Origin of the sequence: Streptomyces sp. NBC_00829 (assembly GCF_045161795.1) — a bacterium.
GTDB lineage: Bacteria > Actinomycetota > Actinomycetes > Streptomycetales > Streptomycetaceae > Streptomyces.
Genome location: NZ_CP108867.1, coordinates 76,353 through 92,559, shown reverse-complemented (window position 1 = coordinate 92,559; position 16,207 = coordinate 76,353). Strand labels below are relative to the sequence as shown.

Sequence of the window (16,207 nt, the reverse complement as noted above, 5' to 3'; positions counted from 1 at the left end):
CACTTCGCGCGAGGCGTCCGTTCGGCTCTCGTCCCCACTGGTCAAAGCTGTTCCTCACTGAGCAGATCGTCCCAGTGCTCACGCAAAGTAGTGCGTAGCGCATCGTGAAAGAGCCGGTAAACAGTCGTCCCGTCCTCGCGGTCGACTAGCAGGTACGCAGAAAGGCGAGTGCTGAGAAGCCAAGCGATGTCTTCATCGCCGTAGTAGTCCTGCGAGCCGTCGGCGATGGCATTGGCCACAGCTGGCCAGACCTGCAACCAGGGAAGTCCGCGCCCGAAGGAGAAGGCCAGAGCCCGAAGGAGATGGATGGCCCGCAGCCTGTCGGCAGGAGCGGACAGCGTTGCGTGCAAGTCACTGCGAAATACGCCCAGCACGCCTTCACTAATCGCGGCCACCCAGCCCGGGTCCGCAAGGTCGACGCAATCCGAGCGATGCGCCAGGGACGTGGCAGCGATACGGGCGACGAGGAACGACGTCCCGGCGCTCGAAGCCAGAACATCCGCGACTGATGCGGCTGCGCTTTCATTGGCCGCGTAGGGAGAGCCCGGCATCCGCCGAAGGACCTCGGCAGCGTAAGCGGCCACGTCCCGCTGCTGCCACCAGGGTTGCTCGTCAACCCGAACACGTTCTGCGGCCAGCAATCGTTCGGCATAATCAGCTAGGGAGAAATCGTCGGTGTGTATAAATCCGGTGCTGCGACCGGACCCGCCGGTTGAGCGGACCCCTAGCAGCAGCCTGACGCGGCGGTGTTCGCCGTCGACATCGAGCTCCGCGAGCACGTCAGAGAGCACCGCCAACGGGTCGCTGGCTTCATCAAGGGCGTCGACAACGATGGTGATGGGCTTCTCTTGCTGACTCAGCCAGGATTGCCATGCAGTCAACAACTCTTCCAGAGGAGGAGCGACCGCTGTTGCGGACTGCGGAACGTCGAGCGCCTGACACAGCTGTCTGATGATCTCGTCCGCGGTCTTCCCTGTGGCCAGAACGGCTGCGTCAACCGAGCCCGAAGCGGGCCTGAGATCGCTCGGAATGTCTGCGATCTGCTCCCTGTAGCGGGCGACGAAGGCCGGATCGCTCAGGGTGACCAAGCGCGCCAGGGCGGCTGACTTTCCGCTTCCAGCCGGCCCGCTCACCACGAGAGTGCCCGCGATCGAGGTCGAGGCGACGATCAGGCGCCTCATGAGATCGGTGCGGCCAGTGAACAGCCAGCCGGACTCGTCGGCATGCATAACACCGCGCGAGCGTGGCTCCCAATGTGACGAGAGGTCTTGCTGGAACAGTGCTAGATCGCTTCGCTGTGGGGCGAGGGGTGCTTTAGCGTCGGCGCGGTAGTGAGGATTGGGCAGGCACTGGTGGGCGCCCGATCGCTGACTTCCTGCGAGGGGAATCAACCGCTGACCTGGTCCAAGTCTGCTTTCCACAGCCTGAAGGAACACGGCGACGTCCAGAAACGGGTCCAGTCCGTACTTCTCGCCCAAGGGAGACCCCAACTCCTGCAGGAAGTCGGAGATCGCCGACGTCAGGGCACCGGTGACCGCCTCCTGATTCTTGGTAGCGCTCGGCAGTACCAGCCATGTCTCCGGGATCTCCCGGTCGAAGGACGCGACTTCGGCGGCAGCCCGGCCCGCGTAGCACAGGTCCAGAATGAGCAGAAGGTGCTGGATATCGGTGTTGGCAAGCCATGCAACAAGATCAGCCGTGCGCAGGGCCGTGGATTGGAGCCGCTCAGTCTCAGTCTCGCGCAGAATCATCCAATGACGGCCGTCAGCGACGAACCCATGTCCGGTAACAAAAACGACGGAGGCATCCGACCAACTCCAGCGCTCACCAGGAGGGGGATTTTTGAGCGCTGCCCGGATGGCATCCTCACTGGGACTGCCCGCTAGATGCGGGTAGCTTTGGCCGAAGCGCCGATCATCAAGCCTCTCGGCGCACAGCCAGTCGTGCAGTGCGCGCACTTCGTCCTCAACGTCAAGCCGTTCCAGGCTCAAGTCTTCGTAGTCGGAAGTAGCGATGGCCACGAAGTGACGTCGAATGATTCTCGGACTGCCGGGCTTGGAGGTCATGCCACAAGGCCGGGAAGAGCTGCCAGGACAGCTCGACCGGTCTCTTCCTTACTCAAGTAGCGCGTCACCGAATGTGCGTCGCCCTCATTGTCCACTCGCGACCGGTCCGTGACACCCGGCCATGCAACGTGCAGGTCACCGGCACAGGCCACGGGGTCCCGTGGGTCGCGCACATTAACCCATGTGGCGACGTTCGAGGGCAGCCCCTGCGCAGTGCCGTAATGGGCATCAGGCATCAGTCGACGCACCATGCGCAAGCCAAGAGGGGACCCCAGAGTCAGGAACAAGGCCAACTGGTGCTCGGCATGCTGGCGGATGTACTCAAAGGCGACGACAGATCCCAAGGAATGCCCGATCAGCACCTGGCAGTCGGAGGTGATGGCGCCTCGTACCTCCGCGTCTACCGACTCCTTGAGCTGAGTATCATGCAGATAACGGCGCACCTGGCGCAGTTCGCCAAGATAGAGCACGCCAGCGCTCGGCCCGAAGCGGCGGTCCAGTGACCGCAGCACTGCCTGAAGCGGAAGCGGCACCCGGGTGTACTTTTTCGCTGGTTGCCCCCGAGCGGCCTCAATCTCCTCCACGGTGACAGCCTCGGTGGCCGCTGCGAGAAGGTCGTCCAGCTCCTCGCCTTGCAGATGTTGCAGCCAGTCTTCCGATCCCTTGGTGACGGCGCCTTTGTCCGTGATCTTCATGAACAACTGACCGTAAAACGCCATACGCAAGGGGGGAGCACTCATGCTGTGGCCGCTGGCGAATGTCAGACCGTCTTGAAGGGCTGGCTTCCAGGTCGCTTCAAGCTGACTAGGTCCCAGCTGCTGTTGACTGATGCCATGCACCCCTACGATGGCCGACAAATCACACTCCACATGTTGCAAGCACCACTAAGGACAGCCTCTGGGAACCAGCACGAGGGCTCGACTCGCAGCAAAGAATCCGTGCCTCGCAAGAAACGTAACGTGGCATTTCGGGCGCAGGGCTGAATGACACGGTTGTCGGGGTCTAGAGGGGTCTAAGAGCTGTCCCGTAACCGCAGTGGTGTGAGGACCTGCTCCTGTCTACTGGACGTCACAGGAAGAGAAGGTCGACGTCCCTTTCGACGCAGAGCCGTAGGACGACCGCCAGTTGTCGGGCGTCATCGAGGTGCTGTTGGAGGAGCGAGTCGCCAGTCTCGTCCTCCCATTGTTCGGTGATCGCCTCCAGCCGGGGCAAGATCGAGGCGCACTCGGTAGGCGAGAGCTCGCCGCCGCCGTCATCTGGGCGATTGAGGAGTGGCGCGAGTGTGGTGGAGACGTCGCGCCACGCCCGCTCGCCACCGAACCCCCACATCTCGAAGAGAGTGAACCCTTCGGCCTGCGCCAGCCCTCGCCGGAATGCGGCGAAGCTGCTGTAGGACCAGGCGACGTCTGGACTGCTCGTATCTCCGTCTCCCGGGAACAGAATCAGCCCCACGTCGCCCTCCCCTTGTTCGTCGAGTGGGCCAAGGATCAGTCGGAACTCGTGACGTCTGCAACTGAGATGATCCCGCGGTGGCTGGTGTGATCACGGCGTCGGAGTCGTCCTGGATAGCTCCATTCAGCGGACTGAGCCCGCGCCTGTTCGGAAAGCTGGTGACTGCGCTGCGGCGAGACGGCGCGGACGCCGCCAGCAAGGGCCGACCGTGGGGGCTACCGCTGGAAGATCGGGTGCTGCTGGTGTTGCCCTACTGGCGAACGAACCTGACGATGCGCCAGCTCGCGCCGCTGTTCGGCGTCTCGAAGTCCGCCGCGGGCCGCATCATCGACCAGCTCGGGCCGATGCTCGCGCTCCGGCCCCGCAAGCGGTTCCGGAAGGACACCGTTCTCATCGTGGACGGCACCCTCGTGCCCATTCGTGACCACAGCATCGCCGAGCGGTCGAAGAACTACCGGTACTCCACCAACCACCAGGTCGTCATCGATGCCGACACCCGGCTCGTCGTCCTGGTCGGCCGGCCGCTGGCAGGCAACCGCAACGACTGCAAGGCATGGGCGGAATCCGGCGCGAGGGACGCCGTAGGTACGGCTACGACGATCGCGGACGGCGGCTATCCGGGGACCGGCCTGGTGATGCCGCACCGCCGCCGCAAGGGCGAGGAACTCCCCGCCTGGAAAGAGGCGCACAACAAGTCCCACAAGCAGGTCCGGGCTCGCGTCGAGCACGCCTTCGCCCGCCTGAAGTGCTGGAAGATCCTGCGGGATTGCCGCCTCAGGGGCGACGGCGTCCACCACGCCATGCTCGGGATAGCTCGCCTACACAACCTCAACCTCGGCGGATAGGACAACGGCCCACTGGCTAAGCGGTCACACCGCGACCACACCAAAGATCATTACGGGACAGCCCTTAGGCCCTCGTTCCCGCGCCCGTCGGAGGCGCTTTCCAGGTGAGGTATCGGGTTGTACCCGCGTGTCCGCGTCGAGGGTGGTGGCCGCGGGGCGGTCTCACAGGCCGGGGCGGTGCTGCTGGTCGAGACGGTCCGTACGTCCGGCCTGGACACCACGATATCGGCGGCAACGGCGCCGTGGCGCAAGCCGCGAACGGTGCACGATCCGGGCAGGATCCTTCTGGATGTGGCCCTGGCTGTCGCGCTGGGCGGAGACTGCCTGGCCGACATCGGCATGCTGCGGGCCGAGCCCGAGGTGTTCGGCCCGGTGGCCTCCGATCCGACGGTCTCCCGTCTCGTCGACGCTCTCGCCGCAGCCGGGCCGAAGGCACTCACCGCGATCCGGTCGGCGCGGGCAGAAGTACGGTCGCGGGTCTGGGAGTTGGCCGGTGCGGACGGTCCGGCCGCCGACGGCACCGTGATCGTGGACATCGACGGCGTGCTGGTCCTGGCGTACTCTGAGAAGCAGGATGCCACCGCGCTGGAAGAAGACCTTCGGCCATCACCCGCTGGTGGCGTTCGTCGACCACGGCCAGGCCGGGTCCGGAGAGCCGGTGGCTGCCCTGCTGCGGCCCGGCAACGCAGGCTCCAACACCGCCACCGATCACATCGAAACCACCCGGCTTGCCCTAGCTCAACTGCCCCGACACGAGGGTACGGGGGTTGATGGCGCCGGCCGATCGGCCGGTGACGCCCAGCTGGTTGGTCGGCTGGTGGGGCTGTTCCGCGAAGCTAGGGGACCTTGGGCGTGTCGCGCGCCTGGGGGTGTGGATGTTGGTGTATGCAGACTTGAAGGTCGGCGGCTGCAGGCGCCGAGCGGGGAGCAGGGGATTCGGGGTGGCTCGTGGCAAGCGGGGCTTTCGAGGAGCTGCAGACCGGCGAGTTCGGGCCGGCCACGTTTGATCTGTTGCGGCGGCTGGTCCACCAGGTGCGCCGTGCCTCCGGCTTTCCGCCCCCGGAAGGGCACACTGTCTGGAGCGATGACGCGGCTTACGACGTGATCAGTGCGATGTTGTCCCAGGAAGGAGCGGGACAACGGTTCGTGACCGTCTGCTTCGCCCAGGCCGCCGACGAGGCCTCCCTGGAGCGACTGTTCCTCACTTCGATCAAGAACTTCCTCATCGATGAGGCGAAGAAGACGCCGCGGGGCAAGCTCCGGCGCCGCATCGCCCGCTTGATGGACGAGGACACGGCCTACCGGAAGAGCAAGGGCTCACCGCCGCGCTGGGCGTTGGCCGACCATGCCGAGGAGGCCGTGTGGCAGGGAGATCTCGACGATCTCATCGCACAGGCGGCACGGGTGACAGGTGTCGGCATCACCCGCTGGAACCATTCCGGCCCCACCCCCAAGCAGACGGTCCATGCCCTCAAGACCATCCTCCTGTGCGTGCTCCAGTACGCCCAGGGAGCGGTGCGGGAGGAAGACCTCGCCAAGGTCCTCGAGGCCCGGTTCGAGCTCCTGGCGCCAGCCCGCTTCACCGCGCTGTACGCCGATGAAGGGACCGTCGCCGAACTCGTCGACCAGCACGCGGCCACCGCCGCACCGGACCCCACGGGAGTCGACGGAGTGGCCGAGGACATCTGGCAGCGCCTCTCACCCAACGAACGCCTGCTGCTTCCCTACCTCGACGAGGACGCCCATCACGCGGCGCAGCTGCTGGAGATCCGGCAAACGCATGCGGCTGCCGTCCTATCGAACCTCAAGACAACGCTCCGTGCCGCCCTATCCGCGGACAGTGACCCCCGCACGGTCATAGCCGCCCTGCTGCGGCGCTGCGGCGAGGCTCCTTCGTGAACAGCCCCAGTTACGTCGTCTGGATCCAGTGAGAAGAGAATGCGCTGATGGACCACAGCCGAGGAGACGGGGGAGACGGCATGAACTCTGTCCACACTACTGCCTACCAACGGCTGGTGGCCGCCGCGGCGGGACTGAAGGTGCCCGACGCCGTCCGCCAGGTGGCCACCGCACCACCCCAGGACCCGCTGCCGGGCCAGATCTGGCGCGCAGTATGGGAGGACACCATCCAGCTGCTGCTGATCACAGCCGCCGGCGACGATGACACCCTGCGCGCCGTGCCAGCCTCCTTCGAACAGTACGCCGACACCGACACCGTGCTCCTGCCCGCTCAGGCGACCACCCTGGAACAGCCACTGGCACTGTGGTGGGGCCTGGAAGCCACCCTTCCGTGGTGTGTGCTGGACCGGCAGGTCAGCGAGCTGACCAGCCGCCCTTCCGCCTTCACGTCCCGCACGCTCGCCGCCGCCGTGCCCGGCACACAGTGGGGGAGCGGCACAGCCCCGTCCTCGCCAACCATCGAGTACCGCGCAGTCCTGGCCGACCAGCTCGCACTCCTTGCCTCGGCACAGTGGGCCCCCCAAGGATCGGGAGGCCTCAACAAGCTGTTTCGTGACCACGGCATCACCGCCCCGCAACTGGGGGCCGAACTGAAACTGCCGCCGCCCCAAGCGCTCGCCGTATGGAGAGGGCAACTCGCCCTGACCGCCGACCAGGCCGCCACACTCGCTGAACGCCTCGAGCAGTCGGCCAGCCAGCTGCTCGAGGCCAACCCCGCCTTGCCGCCCGCCGTCGTGCACGAACTGAACCGCCCCCTGCGCCGCAAGCAGGTGAAGGCGCTCGCCGCCCAGCACGACGAGACCGAACGCGACGCCCGGCTGCGCGCCGCCTACGGTATCTACACGCTCGCGGCACGCGACGACGACCGCACGCAGCCGAACTGGACGGCACGCACGAACCGCTACTTCGAACTGCGTCTGGGCCAATAGGGGGCATACCGCGTGGTCAACTACGTGCTCGCCGGCGCCGCCCGGACCCAGGCCGCTGCGATGATCCAGGAACTCGAAGCGGCTCGTCCCGGCGCGGTCGAGCGCCTAGCACAAGGCGCCCTCGCGGAGCTGAGAACCTGGCCCGAGCTGACCGTCCTGGAGGTCGACGAGAATCTGACGGAACAAGGGTGCAGCGTCGCCGGAGCGTACGACTTCGGCCCGCCACCCCACCTGTCCGTCGCCACGTCCGCCAGCCGTGCACGGCGGGACTTCACCGCCCTGCACGAATTGGGCCACCACCTGCAGAAGAACAGCTTCGCCCTCATGGAGCCCTTTGGCAGGGAACCCGACGGTGGCCTCCTCCTGGAGGATGCAGCCTGCGACGCGTTCGCAGCCGAGATCCTGCTCCCTGCGCCCCTCGTCAACCAGCACCTGGACACCAAGGGACCCACCGCGTCGACGGTCACCCAGTTGTGGCAGGCGAGCAACGCCTCCCGCATGGCGGTCTGCGTTCGAGCCGTCCAGCATCTCCCTGCCCCCGGCCACATCCTCCTCCTCGACACCACAGGACACCTCGCCTTCGCCGCATCCCACGGCCTTCCGCCCCTGCGACGCGGTAGCTTCCAGGGCGACATAGCCGTCATCGACCGCGCGCTCACCGGCTCCGGCCACGCACGAGGGCTGACTCAGGTCCGCTACCGCGACGGCATCCTCGGACGACAACTCCACATCGACACCGCCCCCATGGACGGCTACCTCATCGCCGTCCTCGTCACTGACTCCGCCCCCTGGCGCACCTTCACCCCACCCACTCCCGACACCGGCCCCCAGGCACGCGACTACATCTGCGCGAACTGCGACGAGGAGTACCGCTCCTTCGACCCCGCCTGCCGGCGCTGCCACATCCCCCCGTGCCCCGACTGCGGCCGCTGCGCCTGCCCGCGCCGCGTCACCGAACGCCTCTGCCCAGGCTGCTTCACCCTGCACCCGCCCTCGATGTTCCCCTCGGGCAGCGACCGCTGTCTCAACTGCGACTGACGCCTCGCCACCCCCATCTGCAACACGCTCACCCCTACCCGCGAGTTACGTCGTCCGTCCCAGGCGAAGCACCCCACCCAGGGGTGATCACGGAACCCGGGCGCCGGCCGCGGGCGCCGTCGGAACATCGCCGGCAGGAACAGAACGATGGCTATTCAGATCACCTCGGTGCGCCTGTCGACCGGCGGCACCACGCACGAACACATCACCCACCTGTGGTGGACCGAGCAGGCGTCCGGCAAGACCGGCGACAACACGCGGGCGCAGATCGTCGACTGGATCGAGAAGCAGGCCGGCAAGGCCTACACCAGCGACCGAGCCGGGCACCGCACGGAAGTCGCCGTGGTGACGCCCGCCCGAGGCGAGAAGTACCTGAGGACCCACGCCGAAGGCGTGTGGACCAACAACCTCCTCGCCCTTCCCCGGCGCTGACCCGCCACTACAACATGGCTGTCCGGCGCGCCGCCCCTGCCGTGGCCCGCCGGACGCTCGCCCCGCCCGGGGCACCTCCGGGCGAACACACGACCCCCTCACCTAGGAGGACCCATGTCTCAGGACAGCCACGGGCCCGCGCCCGTCACGATCATCGTCAACGCCCGACCGCACACCTGGGAGGCGAAGGAGATCACCTTCGAGCAGGTCGTCGACCTGGCTTACCCCGGCCAGCCGCCGAACGACCAGGACACCTACACCGTCCGTTACAGCCGCGGCCACGACGGCCACGGAACGGGCAGCCTCACCGCCGGCCACAGCGTCAGAGTGAAGAAGGGGATGGTCTTCGATGCCTACCGCACTTCTCGCTCGTGACCCGGACCTGGCCCGCCTCCTCGACGACGGCTACGACGTCGTCGTCCACGCAGGCCACATCATCGTCCGGCACATCCCGTACGTCACCGAGAACCGCACCGTCGAACACGGCTTCCTCGCCTACCCCGTGACCGTCAGCGGGGACCGCCTGGTCTCCGGAACCGACCACCGCATCTGGTTCAGCGGCTCCGCCCCCTGCGACGAGCACGGCCGCCCCCTGGCTCTCGCCAATCCCGAGAACCGGGTGATCGCCGAGGGCATGCAGGCGAACTTCATGCTCTCCAGCAAGCCCAGCCCCGACGGCTACCCCGACGAGTACACGAAGATCACCGCGTACTCGAGGATCATCGCCGACCAGGCACACGCACTCGACTCCACGGCCACCCCCACCCCCGGCGCCGCATGGCAGGAGCTCGAGGACGACAGCCCCTTCGCCTACCGCGACACCGCCACCTCCCGCGTCGGCATCGCGGCGGTCAACCGCCGCTTCCGAGGCCACCGCATCGTGATCGTCGGCCTCGGGGGCAGCGGAAGCTACATCCTCGACCAGGTCGCCAAGACCGAGGTCGACTCGATCCTCCTCATCGACGGCGACACCTTCGACAACCACAATGCCTTTCGAGCCCCCGGCGCCCCCACCCTCGACACCCTGCGTGACCGCCCGCCCAAGACCACCTACCTTGCCTCGATCTACGCGAACATGCACCAAGGTCTGTCCGCCTGCGAGCAATACCTCGACGAGGACAACCTCGACCTGCTCACCGGGGCCACGTTCGTGTTCCTCGCCTCCGACGACACGGCGAGCAAGCCGGCGATCATCGACTGGCTCGAAGCACACGACGTACCGTTCATCGACGTCGGCATGGGCATCGAAGAGATCGACGGCCGCCTCAGCGGACTCCTGCGCGTCACCACCAGCCTCCCGGGCCGCCGAGACGCAGCCCGCCGCCGCATCCCCCAGCCAGCGCCCGAACGCGACGCCTACGCACGCAACATCCAGACCGCGGATCTCAACGCGCTCAATGCAGTCCTGGCCGTCATCCGTTGGAAACGCTCCATCGGTATCTACGCCGACGCCACCGACGAGAGCCACACCACGTACTCACTGATCACTAACGAGATCGCCAACGAGGACCTGCCGTGACCGCACAAGACACCCTGCGCCCGGTCTTCACCGAGACCTTCCCCCCAACGATGGACGCAGGGGTTCTGTACGTCTCGATTCCTTACCGCACCTGCGGTCACCTCTGCTGCTGCGGTTGCGGCCACGAGGTCATCACACCACTCTCCCCAGCCCAATGGTCCATCATCTACGACGGCGAGAACGTGTCTCTCACCCCCTCGATCGGCAACTGGGTACTCCCGTGCCAGTCGCACTACTGGATCCGCAACGGCCGCGTCCGCTTCAGCCGCCGTTACTCGGCTGTGGAGATTGCTCAGAACCGTGAGCGTGATCGTCGCGAGCTAGTCCAGGGCACCCAAGAAGCCCGGCCGAGGCCGCTGGCCAGGCTGCGTCGCTACCTGCCGCTCCGGCGCCGGTAGCCAACGAGCCGGCGCAGAGGCCGGTGGGGAGGACTCCCTGCCCCGCAGAGCGCCGGAGGACGTGATGTGGCCGCCGTCCCGTGCGACGGGATCAGTCCAGCCAGTGCACCAGACGGGCCCTGTCGTGGACCGCCAGGGCCCGTTCTTCGAGGCCGAGCGCGTACTGTCGGGCCTCGTTGCTGCCCTGCGTGAGGAGCAGGGCGGACATGCCCAGCAGGCGGGCGCTGCCCAGGCAGGCCGCGTCGAGGGCCAGGGCGAGCATCTCGGGGGAGATGTCATGGGCGGACAGGGTGCCGCCGCGGTAGCGGGCCATGTGAACGAGGCCGATGGGTGTGCTGTGCGTGACCTGGCTCAGCAGCGAGTACGCCACCGGTAGCCAGCCAGGCTCGGGGTAAGGCGCCCCCATGAGCAAGAGCATCTCGTCTATCGACGGCAGCGGCTGGCGGCCCTTGGATAGCGTCTCCGGCCCCTCGACGACACTGTCGGGCAGCCGGAACAGCCTCGTGGCGGCGGCGAGGGTCACCCCGTTGCCGGCGAACAGCGCGATCGTCTTCTTCTTCCGCGCCCGGAACTCGTCGAAGTAGCGAGTGGACCGCTGGACGAACGCGTCCTCGTCCTCCAGATCTTGGGCCAGCCAAGTGAACCGGGCAGCTTCCTCCAGAAGCATCCGCGCGGCGAACACCGTGGTAACGGCGGCATGATCCTCGAAGGTGCTCACGACGGTCGCGAACGTGGAATGTGCCCCTGCGTAGGCCAGAACGCTCGCCAGTTTGGGATCGCCGTGGGCCCGGGGGTCCGTGGCCCAACTGCTGACGAAATCGTTGTACTCACGGACTGCCGCGACGATCGGACCGACATGGGCGATGTCTGGCAGCAGGTCACGACGGGCCACGAGGGCCTCAGGCCGAAGACGCCGCTTGCGTGCCTGGACTCTGACCTTCGGTCGGACACCGACAGGCGGCTTCGGGTCGCCCAGACCATGCACGGCGCTCGCCGCGGCAACGACGTCCTCGGTCAGCCGCATCAGCGTCCCAAGGAAGCCAGCCTGCTCGACCTCCGGCGGCCAGCACTCCGGAACGGCCGCGCACACGCCCAGCAGCGTGACCGTCACACCCACGGCCGCGACATGCATGAACAGCGCTTCGTGATCAGCACGCAGATCATGGCCCGGGACACCGCCGACAGTCATGCTGCTCTGCAGGCCCAGCAGGTTGCCGTGGCCGGCATCCAGATGAAACCGTAGCGCTCGAGTCGCTGCCCGCATAAAAACCACCGAAGGGTCTGTCTCCCGCCCGTCAGGCCACGTTCCGTCAGTCCTGTACGACTCCCTGCCCATCCCCGCCCCCCGTCTTCCGCTTCTTCTCACCATTCTCACCTTGCCGCCGCAGGCCCGAACGGACTCCGACAGCCCCACGTGTCAGCGGTCATGCATTACGTGATCGTCGACACCACGCCATCAGTCTGTGGGCACCGTCCCTGCGGCAAGGCCCCGGTGGTGCCGACGTGGCACGGTGTCTTTCGCGAACTGCATCCGGCCGCACGCCGGTTCTCCGACGGTAGGTATGTCACCAGGTCGAGTGAGTGCGATCTGGGTGAGGTCCGCCGCCGCGGCGAAGAGGCTCTAACTGTAGAGCTCTCCTACTGAGGTGGACGGTGGCCGGGCTCTTGGCTGCGTCTTCGGTAGATCCCGGCCAGCAGCGCTTCCGGACTGCTCGGGGTATGCGCGACGGGCCCGGCGACGAGGCTGGTGCGATGATTGAGACGTAAGAACGGGCTGACCAAAGGGGTTGCTGTGGCCGCGTACGAACTGGCGAACCGGCTTGTCATCGGTATCGCCTCCAGCGCGCTGTTCGACCTCGCAGAGTCGGACGCCGTCTTCCGGGAACAGGGCGAGGAGAGCTACCGCGCCTACCAGGAAGAGCATCTCGCCGACACGCTCCGCCCCGGGGTTGCCTTCCCGTTCATCCGCCGACTGCTGTCACTGAACGACCTGAGCGAGGAAGGCGACCCCCTGGTTGAGGTCATCGTTCTGTCTCGGAACGACCCCGATACCGGGCTTCGCGTCATGCGGTCGATAGAGGCCCATGAGCTGCCGATAAGCCGGGCCATCTTCATGCAGGGCCGCTCGCCCTACAAATTCATGCCAGCCCTCAACATGTCGCTGTTCTTGTCAGCGAACGACAGCGACGTACGCGAGGCCGTCTCACAGGGACTGCCGGCAGGACACGTTCTGGGTGAGCCGTACGAGGATGACAGTAGCGATCGCGACCTGCGTATCTCCTTCGACTTCGACGGCGTCCTTGCCACCGACGCGTCGGAGCAGGTGTACCAGACGGGAGGCATCGAGGGGTTCCGCGCCCACGAGGTGCTGAACGCCGCGGTTCCGCACGATGCGGGACCACTGAAGGATTTTCTTGCCAGCATCAACCGTATCCAGCAAAGGGAGGAGGAGGAACGGCAGAAGGGCGTCGAATATCGGATCCGTCTCCACGTGTCACTCGTCACCGCACGCAATGCCCCCGCGCACGAGCGGGCAGTGATGAGCCTGAAGCGATGGGGAGTGACGGTCAACGACGCCTTCTTCCTCGGAGGCATCGACAAGGGCGAGATCATGAAGGTCCTCAAGCCACACATCTTCTTCGACGACCAGGAAAGCCATCTGGCCAGCACGTCGCGGACCACCCCTAGCGTTCACGTCCCCTTCGGGAAGATCAACGAGCCGAACGTTCTCGAGGACCTGCCGAAGTCCTGACATCGCCCACCAGCGCCGCAACGTCGGGCAGTTCCGCATCCGGGAAGCGGCAATGGTGTGAGCGGCGGTCATCCAGACAGCTGGTGAGGCTCATGCCGTCACCCCCGGACGGATTCCGGCAGGAGCGGGGAGTGTGTGTGTAGGCCATGACGTGTCTCGTTTCGTTGATGCCGGGGAGAGGCGGCGTCTGTGCTGCGTTCTGCCGGGCGCCCGGGCCCGCAGGCGGGCTCGGGGGAGAAGTTCAGGAACCGAGGCGATGAGGGGGACGGGCCGTCAGGCGGTGTCCTGGCCGGGGGCGTCGGCATCGGCGTCCAGGGCCTTGTCGACGAACTCCCGTACCAGCTGCCTGACCTGGGTGGCGGGCACGACCTGCTCCCACTGGGGTGCAAACGCGCACTGCCAGCAGCGCATCCGGAAACGGACCGATCCGTCCTCCTGAACCGAACCCCACGCGGAGTGGGGCTGCTTCGCGCACGGGCCGTGAGGGTCGGGCACGAACGTCTGCAGCACGATGTCGGGCTGGTGGCGCGGCGGCACGGTCCTGTCGCGGCGGCAGCCCTCGCACTGCAGGAGGTGGCGGACCGCGCCCGGCTGGTGGATGAACCGGTGGCCGCCGCCTTCGTAGGTGTTGCAGCTGGCACACACCGGCCCGCGCACGAATCCGTGCGTGTGACAGTGGTCCCAGTACACCGCCTGCCGCGGACCGGGACACATCCGGCACAGGAACGCCTCCGGCTGCGAGTTCTTCAGCAGCGACGCATACAGCCGACCGCGCAGGTGGTCCTTGTAAGGGCGGGCGACGGAGGCAGCACACGCGGGGCACAGAGTGGTGTAGCCGCTGTTGCTGGACGTGCGCCACTTCCCGACGTCTCCGGTGGCGTTGCAGCGACTGCATCGGGCGGCCTGTTCGACGCACTCGGCGGCGATCCGGTCCGCCCGGTCGAGGAGGGCAGCGTAAGCGCGCGGGACCATCCAGGTGGTGCCGGACCACGACAGCAGCGGCAGGGGACTGGTGCACGCGATGGGCGACCGGCCGTAGCGTTCCTTGACCTGCTCGAAGGTCGCTCCGCACCCTAGCCCGTAGCAGTTGGGCCGGGTTCTGTTGCACGGCTGCTGTCCTTCGCAGCGGCAGCCGTTGGCGCTCTGGTCCTGGTAGGGGATGTGCTCGAACCAGCGGTGGATCTGTGAGCGCCACGTCCGGTTGTGCTCGGCGGACGAGAGACGGGCGTCGACCAGGTCGTCGGGGTCGAAAGGGAGCGAGGCGAGCCGGTTGCCGGCCGCGCGGATGTCCCGATCGTCCAGCCGCCACCGGCCCTTGTACTTGTAGCCGCGAACGGCGGTGTCTCCGATGAGGACGTGGTTGCTGGTCTGGAAGGTGTAGCGGGACAGCGAGGCGGGTGCCGCGGGGACGGGGCAGCCCTCGGTGAGTTCCGCCAGTATCTGGTTGGCGTACTCCGGACTGATTGATGCCATGGGTGTGTCTCTCCTTCGTGCGTGAGGGATGAGCGGGCGGGGTGTGTGGCGGCCTGCGGACGCTGGCGAGATATGGCTGGGGGCGGAGCTGGCTGGCGGGGAGCCGGGGACGGGGCCGGGAGAGGTCACGGGCACGGCGCCGGCCCGGACCGCGGCGAGGGCACCGGTTCCCAGCCACCGGTCAGGAAGGCCGCCCCGGCCTCTGCGCAGATGCTGCGGGGACGGCGGTCGGTGAGGAAGCCGACGCGGTCGCTGTACTCGGTGGGCCGTACAGCCGGCCGGTGCACCGTCCACAAGCCGTCGCTTTCGGTGCCGTCCGCAGCGGTGAGCCGGCGCAGCCACCGATCGAGGGGATCGGTTTGTGCGGCTGTCCTGGGCCTGGTGCGGGTGTAGGCGATCAGCCAGTCCGCGAGCCACGGCCTGCCGGCCCGGCGGCTGATTTCCCGGAGCAGCAATTCCATTGCGGCGCCTGCCCCTTGGGCTGCGGCGGTCTCGCGCAGCCGCTGCTGCCAGCGCGGAGCGCCGAGCAGCCGGGCCACGGCGATCGTCTCCGGGTAGGACACCAGCGCATGCGGCACCACGGCCGCCGGCACGGATCCCGTGACCGCGGCCAGCCGGCGTACACGGTCCTGCCAGACTGTCTCGGATCTCCACCCCTGTACCTGCCACGACCACACCACCGCCGCGGCGAGGGCCACCACGTCCGCCGCATCCGGACGGGCTCGTGCGAGAGCGGAGTGGTGTCGGTGAGCGGTGAGGACCTCGGGCAGGGTCTCCAGCGGAATGCTCGCCGGCCTCCCGGGATGCGCGAGGAGCCAGCGCCGGTGACGTCGGCAGACGTGCCCGGCCGTTCCCGGGTACACCAGAACCGGCTGTCCGGGTCGCCAGGCCCGCCCGGTACACGCAGGACAGGTCCCCACCCATGCCTCGCCCGGCATGTACCAGGCCGCCCGCGGGTTGTCGTCGTCCGCGAGCCGCCCGTGCGGGGCGGCAAGAGCGGGCAGCAGGCGGATGAGCCGGGTCAGGGGAAGACCGGTGGAGCGGGCCAGGGCTGTTCGCGCGGGTGTGTTGAGGAACAGTTCCAGGCCGCTGCCCGGGGTGCCCGTCACCTGCACCCGGTGCGCGCCGCTCAGGATGCCCCGCAGCAAGTCCTGCGCGGGCAGACCGTAAGGGGCGGCCATCCTGCGGAACCAGGAGCCGGTCAGCTCCCCCGCCACGGGCGGGATACGAACAAGCGTGGAGGCGGAGGCTTGCACCGGCATCGTCCTTTGCGCGTGGGGGTGTTGAGGGCAGGGCAGGGGGCGCGGCCATAGATCAGCGCCCCGTCGGCACGGGGAGGGGGGA

At 67.3% G+C, this 16,207-nt stretch carries 15 protein-coding genes and 1 pseudogene; 10 read left to right on the top strand and 6 right to left on the bottom strand.

The features are described from left to right. Positions 1 to 41: 41 nt before the first annotated feature. The 3 genes from OG293_RS00290 to OG293_RS00280 form a co-directional block, all read right to left on the bottom strand. Positions 42 to 2,066: an AAA family ATPase gene (locus OG293_RS00290; protein WP_405996705.1), complete on the bottom strand. Its 2,025-nt coding sequence runs from the start codon at positions 2,064 to 2,066 to the stop codon at positions 42 to 44. Further along, positions 2,063 to 2,923, bottom strand: coding sequence for a hypothetical protein (locus OG293_RS00285; protein ID WP_405996704.1), 861 nt, complete (start codon positions 2,921 to 2,923; stop codon positions 2,063 to 2,065). Before OG293_RS00285 ends, OG293_RS00290 begins: the two co-directional genes overlap by 4 nt. Positions 2,924 to 3,134: 211 nt before the next feature. Then, entirely contained in the window at positions 3,135 to 3,518 is a 384-nt protein-coding gene (locus OG293_RS00280) for a hypothetical protein (RefSeq protein WP_405996703.1), read from the bottom strand. Positions 3,519 to 3,595: 77 nt separating this feature from the next. Between OG293_RS00280 and OG293_RS00275 the strand changes: the two genes are divergently transcribed. The 9 genes and pseudogenes from OG293_RS00275 (at position 3,596) to OG293_RS00235 (ending at position 10,638) form a co-directional block, all read left to right on the top strand. After that, positions 3,596 to 4,363, top strand: a complete 768-nt coding sequence (locus OG293_RS00275; RefSeq protein ID WP_405996702.1) for a transposase — start codon at positions 3,596 to 3,598, stop codon at positions 4,361 to 4,363. Between the two features lie 111 nt (positions 4,364 to 4,474). After that, positions 4,475 to 5,129: pseudogene (locus OG293_RS00270) on the top strand (transposase); the annotation flags it as partial. A 182-nt stretch (positions 5,130 to 5,311) separates the two neighbouring features. After that, complete coding sequence (locus tag OG293_RS00265) at positions 5,312 to 6,262, top strand: hypothetical protein (RefSeq protein ID WP_405996701.1); 951 nt, start codon at positions 5,312 to 5,314, stop codon at positions 6,260 to 6,262. 80 nt (positions 6,263 to 6,342) lie between these two features. Further along, positions 6,343 to 7,251 carry a hypothetical protein gene (locus OG293_RS00260; protein ID WP_405996700.1) on the top strand — a complete coding sequence of 303 codons (909 nt, stop codon included), beginning with the start codon at positions 6,343 to 6,345 and terminating at the stop codon, positions 7,249 to 7,251. A 12-nt stretch (positions 7,252 to 7,263) separates the two neighbouring features. Further along, positions 7,264 to 8,289 carry an ImmA/IrrE family metallo-endopeptidase gene (locus OG293_RS00255; protein ID WP_405996699.1) on the top strand — a complete coding sequence of 342 codons (1,026 nt, stop codon included), beginning with the start codon at positions 7,264 to 7,266 and terminating at the stop codon, positions 8,287 to 8,289. Between the two features lie 147 nt (positions 8,290 to 8,436). Beyond that, positions 8,437 to 8,721, top strand: coding sequence for a DUF3892 domain-containing protein (locus OG293_RS00250; RefSeq protein WP_405996698.1), 285 nt, complete (start codon positions 8,437 to 8,439; stop codon positions 8,719 to 8,721). Positions 8,722 to 8,835: 114 nt separating this feature from the next. Further along, positions 8,836 to 9,096, top strand: coding sequence for a multiubiquitin domain-containing protein (locus OG293_RS00245; protein ID WP_145887661.1), 261 nt, complete (start codon positions 8,836 to 8,838; stop codon positions 9,094 to 9,096). After that, positions 9,071 to 10,240 (top strand): ThiF family adenylyltransferase, encoded by a 1,170-nt coding sequence (locus tag OG293_RS00240; protein ID WP_405996697.1) that lies wholly within the window; start codon positions 9,071 to 9,073, stop codon positions 10,238 to 10,240. The genes OG293_RS00245 and OG293_RS00240 overlap by 26 nt, the downstream gene beginning before the upstream one ends. Next, positions 10,237 to 10,638, top strand: coding sequence for a DUF6527 family protein (locus tag OG293_RS00235; protein WP_405996696.1), 402 nt, complete (start codon positions 10,237 to 10,239; stop codon positions 10,636 to 10,638). Before OG293_RS00240 ends, OG293_RS00235 begins: the two co-directional genes overlap by 4 nt. Before the next feature lie 91 nt (positions 10,639 to 10,729). Here OG293_RS00235 and OG293_RS00230 read toward each other — a convergent pair whose 3' ends face one another. Then, a complete protein-coding gene (locus tag OG293_RS00230) occupies positions 10,730 to 11,770 on the bottom strand; it encodes a hypothetical protein (protein WP_405996695.1) in 1,041 nt (346 codons plus the stop codon). Positions 11,771 to 12,430: 660 nt separating this feature from the next. Here OG293_RS00230 and OG293_RS00225 point away from each other — a divergent pair. After that, complete coding sequence (locus OG293_RS00225) at positions 12,431 to 13,390, top strand: 5'-nucleotidase (protein ID WP_405996694.1); 960 nt, start codon at positions 12,431 to 12,433, stop codon at positions 13,388 to 13,390. Between the two features lie 273 nt (positions 13,391 to 13,663). Here the strand turns inward: OG293_RS00225 and OG293_RS00220 are convergent, their stop codons facing one another. Both OG293_RS00220 and OG293_RS00215 read right to left on the bottom strand, forming a co-directional pair. After that, positions 13,664 to 14,863 carry an endonuclease domain-containing protein gene (locus OG293_RS00220; RefSeq protein ID WP_405996693.1) on the bottom strand — a complete coding sequence of 400 codons (1,200 nt, stop codon included), beginning with the start codon at positions 14,861 to 14,863 and terminating at the stop codon, positions 13,664 to 13,666. A 125-nt stretch (positions 14,864 to 14,988) separates the two neighbouring features. Further along, a complete protein-coding gene (locus OG293_RS00215; protein ID WP_405996692.1) occupies positions 14,989 to 16,119 on the bottom strand; it encodes a TniQ family protein in 1,131 nt (376 codons plus the stop codon). Positions 16,120 to 16,207: the final 88 nt, after the last annotated feature.

What these genes read in the sequence shown, in the direction of transcription:
- OG293_RS00240 (WP_405996697.1), top strand. Translation starts at nt 9,071, where the DNA reads ATGCCTACCGCACTTCTCGCTCGTGACCCGGACCTGGCCCGCCTCCTC.
- OG293_RS00230 (WP_405996695.1), bottom strand. Translation starts at nt 11,770, where the DNA reads ATGCATGTCGCGGCCGTGGGTGTGACGGTCACGCTGCTGGGCGTGTGC.
- OG293_RS00220 (WP_405996693.1), bottom strand. Translation starts at nt 14,863, where the DNA reads ATGGCATCAATCAGTCCGGAGTACGCCAACCAGATACTGGCGGAACTC.
- OG293_RS00290 (WP_405996705.1), bottom strand. Translation starts at nt 2,066, where the DNA reads ATGACCTCCAAGCCCGGCAGTCCGAGAATCATTCGACGTCACTTCGTG.
- OG293_RS00260 (WP_405996700.1), top strand. Translation starts at nt 6,343, where the DNA reads ATGAACTCTGTCCACACTACTGCCTACCAACGGCTGGTGGCCGCCGCG.
- OG293_RS00245 (WP_145887661.1), top strand. Translation starts at nt 8,836, where the DNA reads ATGTCTCAGGACAGCCACGGGCCCGCGCCCGTCACGATCATCGTCAAC.
- OG293_RS00250 (WP_405996698.1), top strand. Translation starts at nt 8,437, where the DNA reads ATGGCTATTCAGATCACCTCGGTGCGCCTGTCGACCGGCGGCACCACG.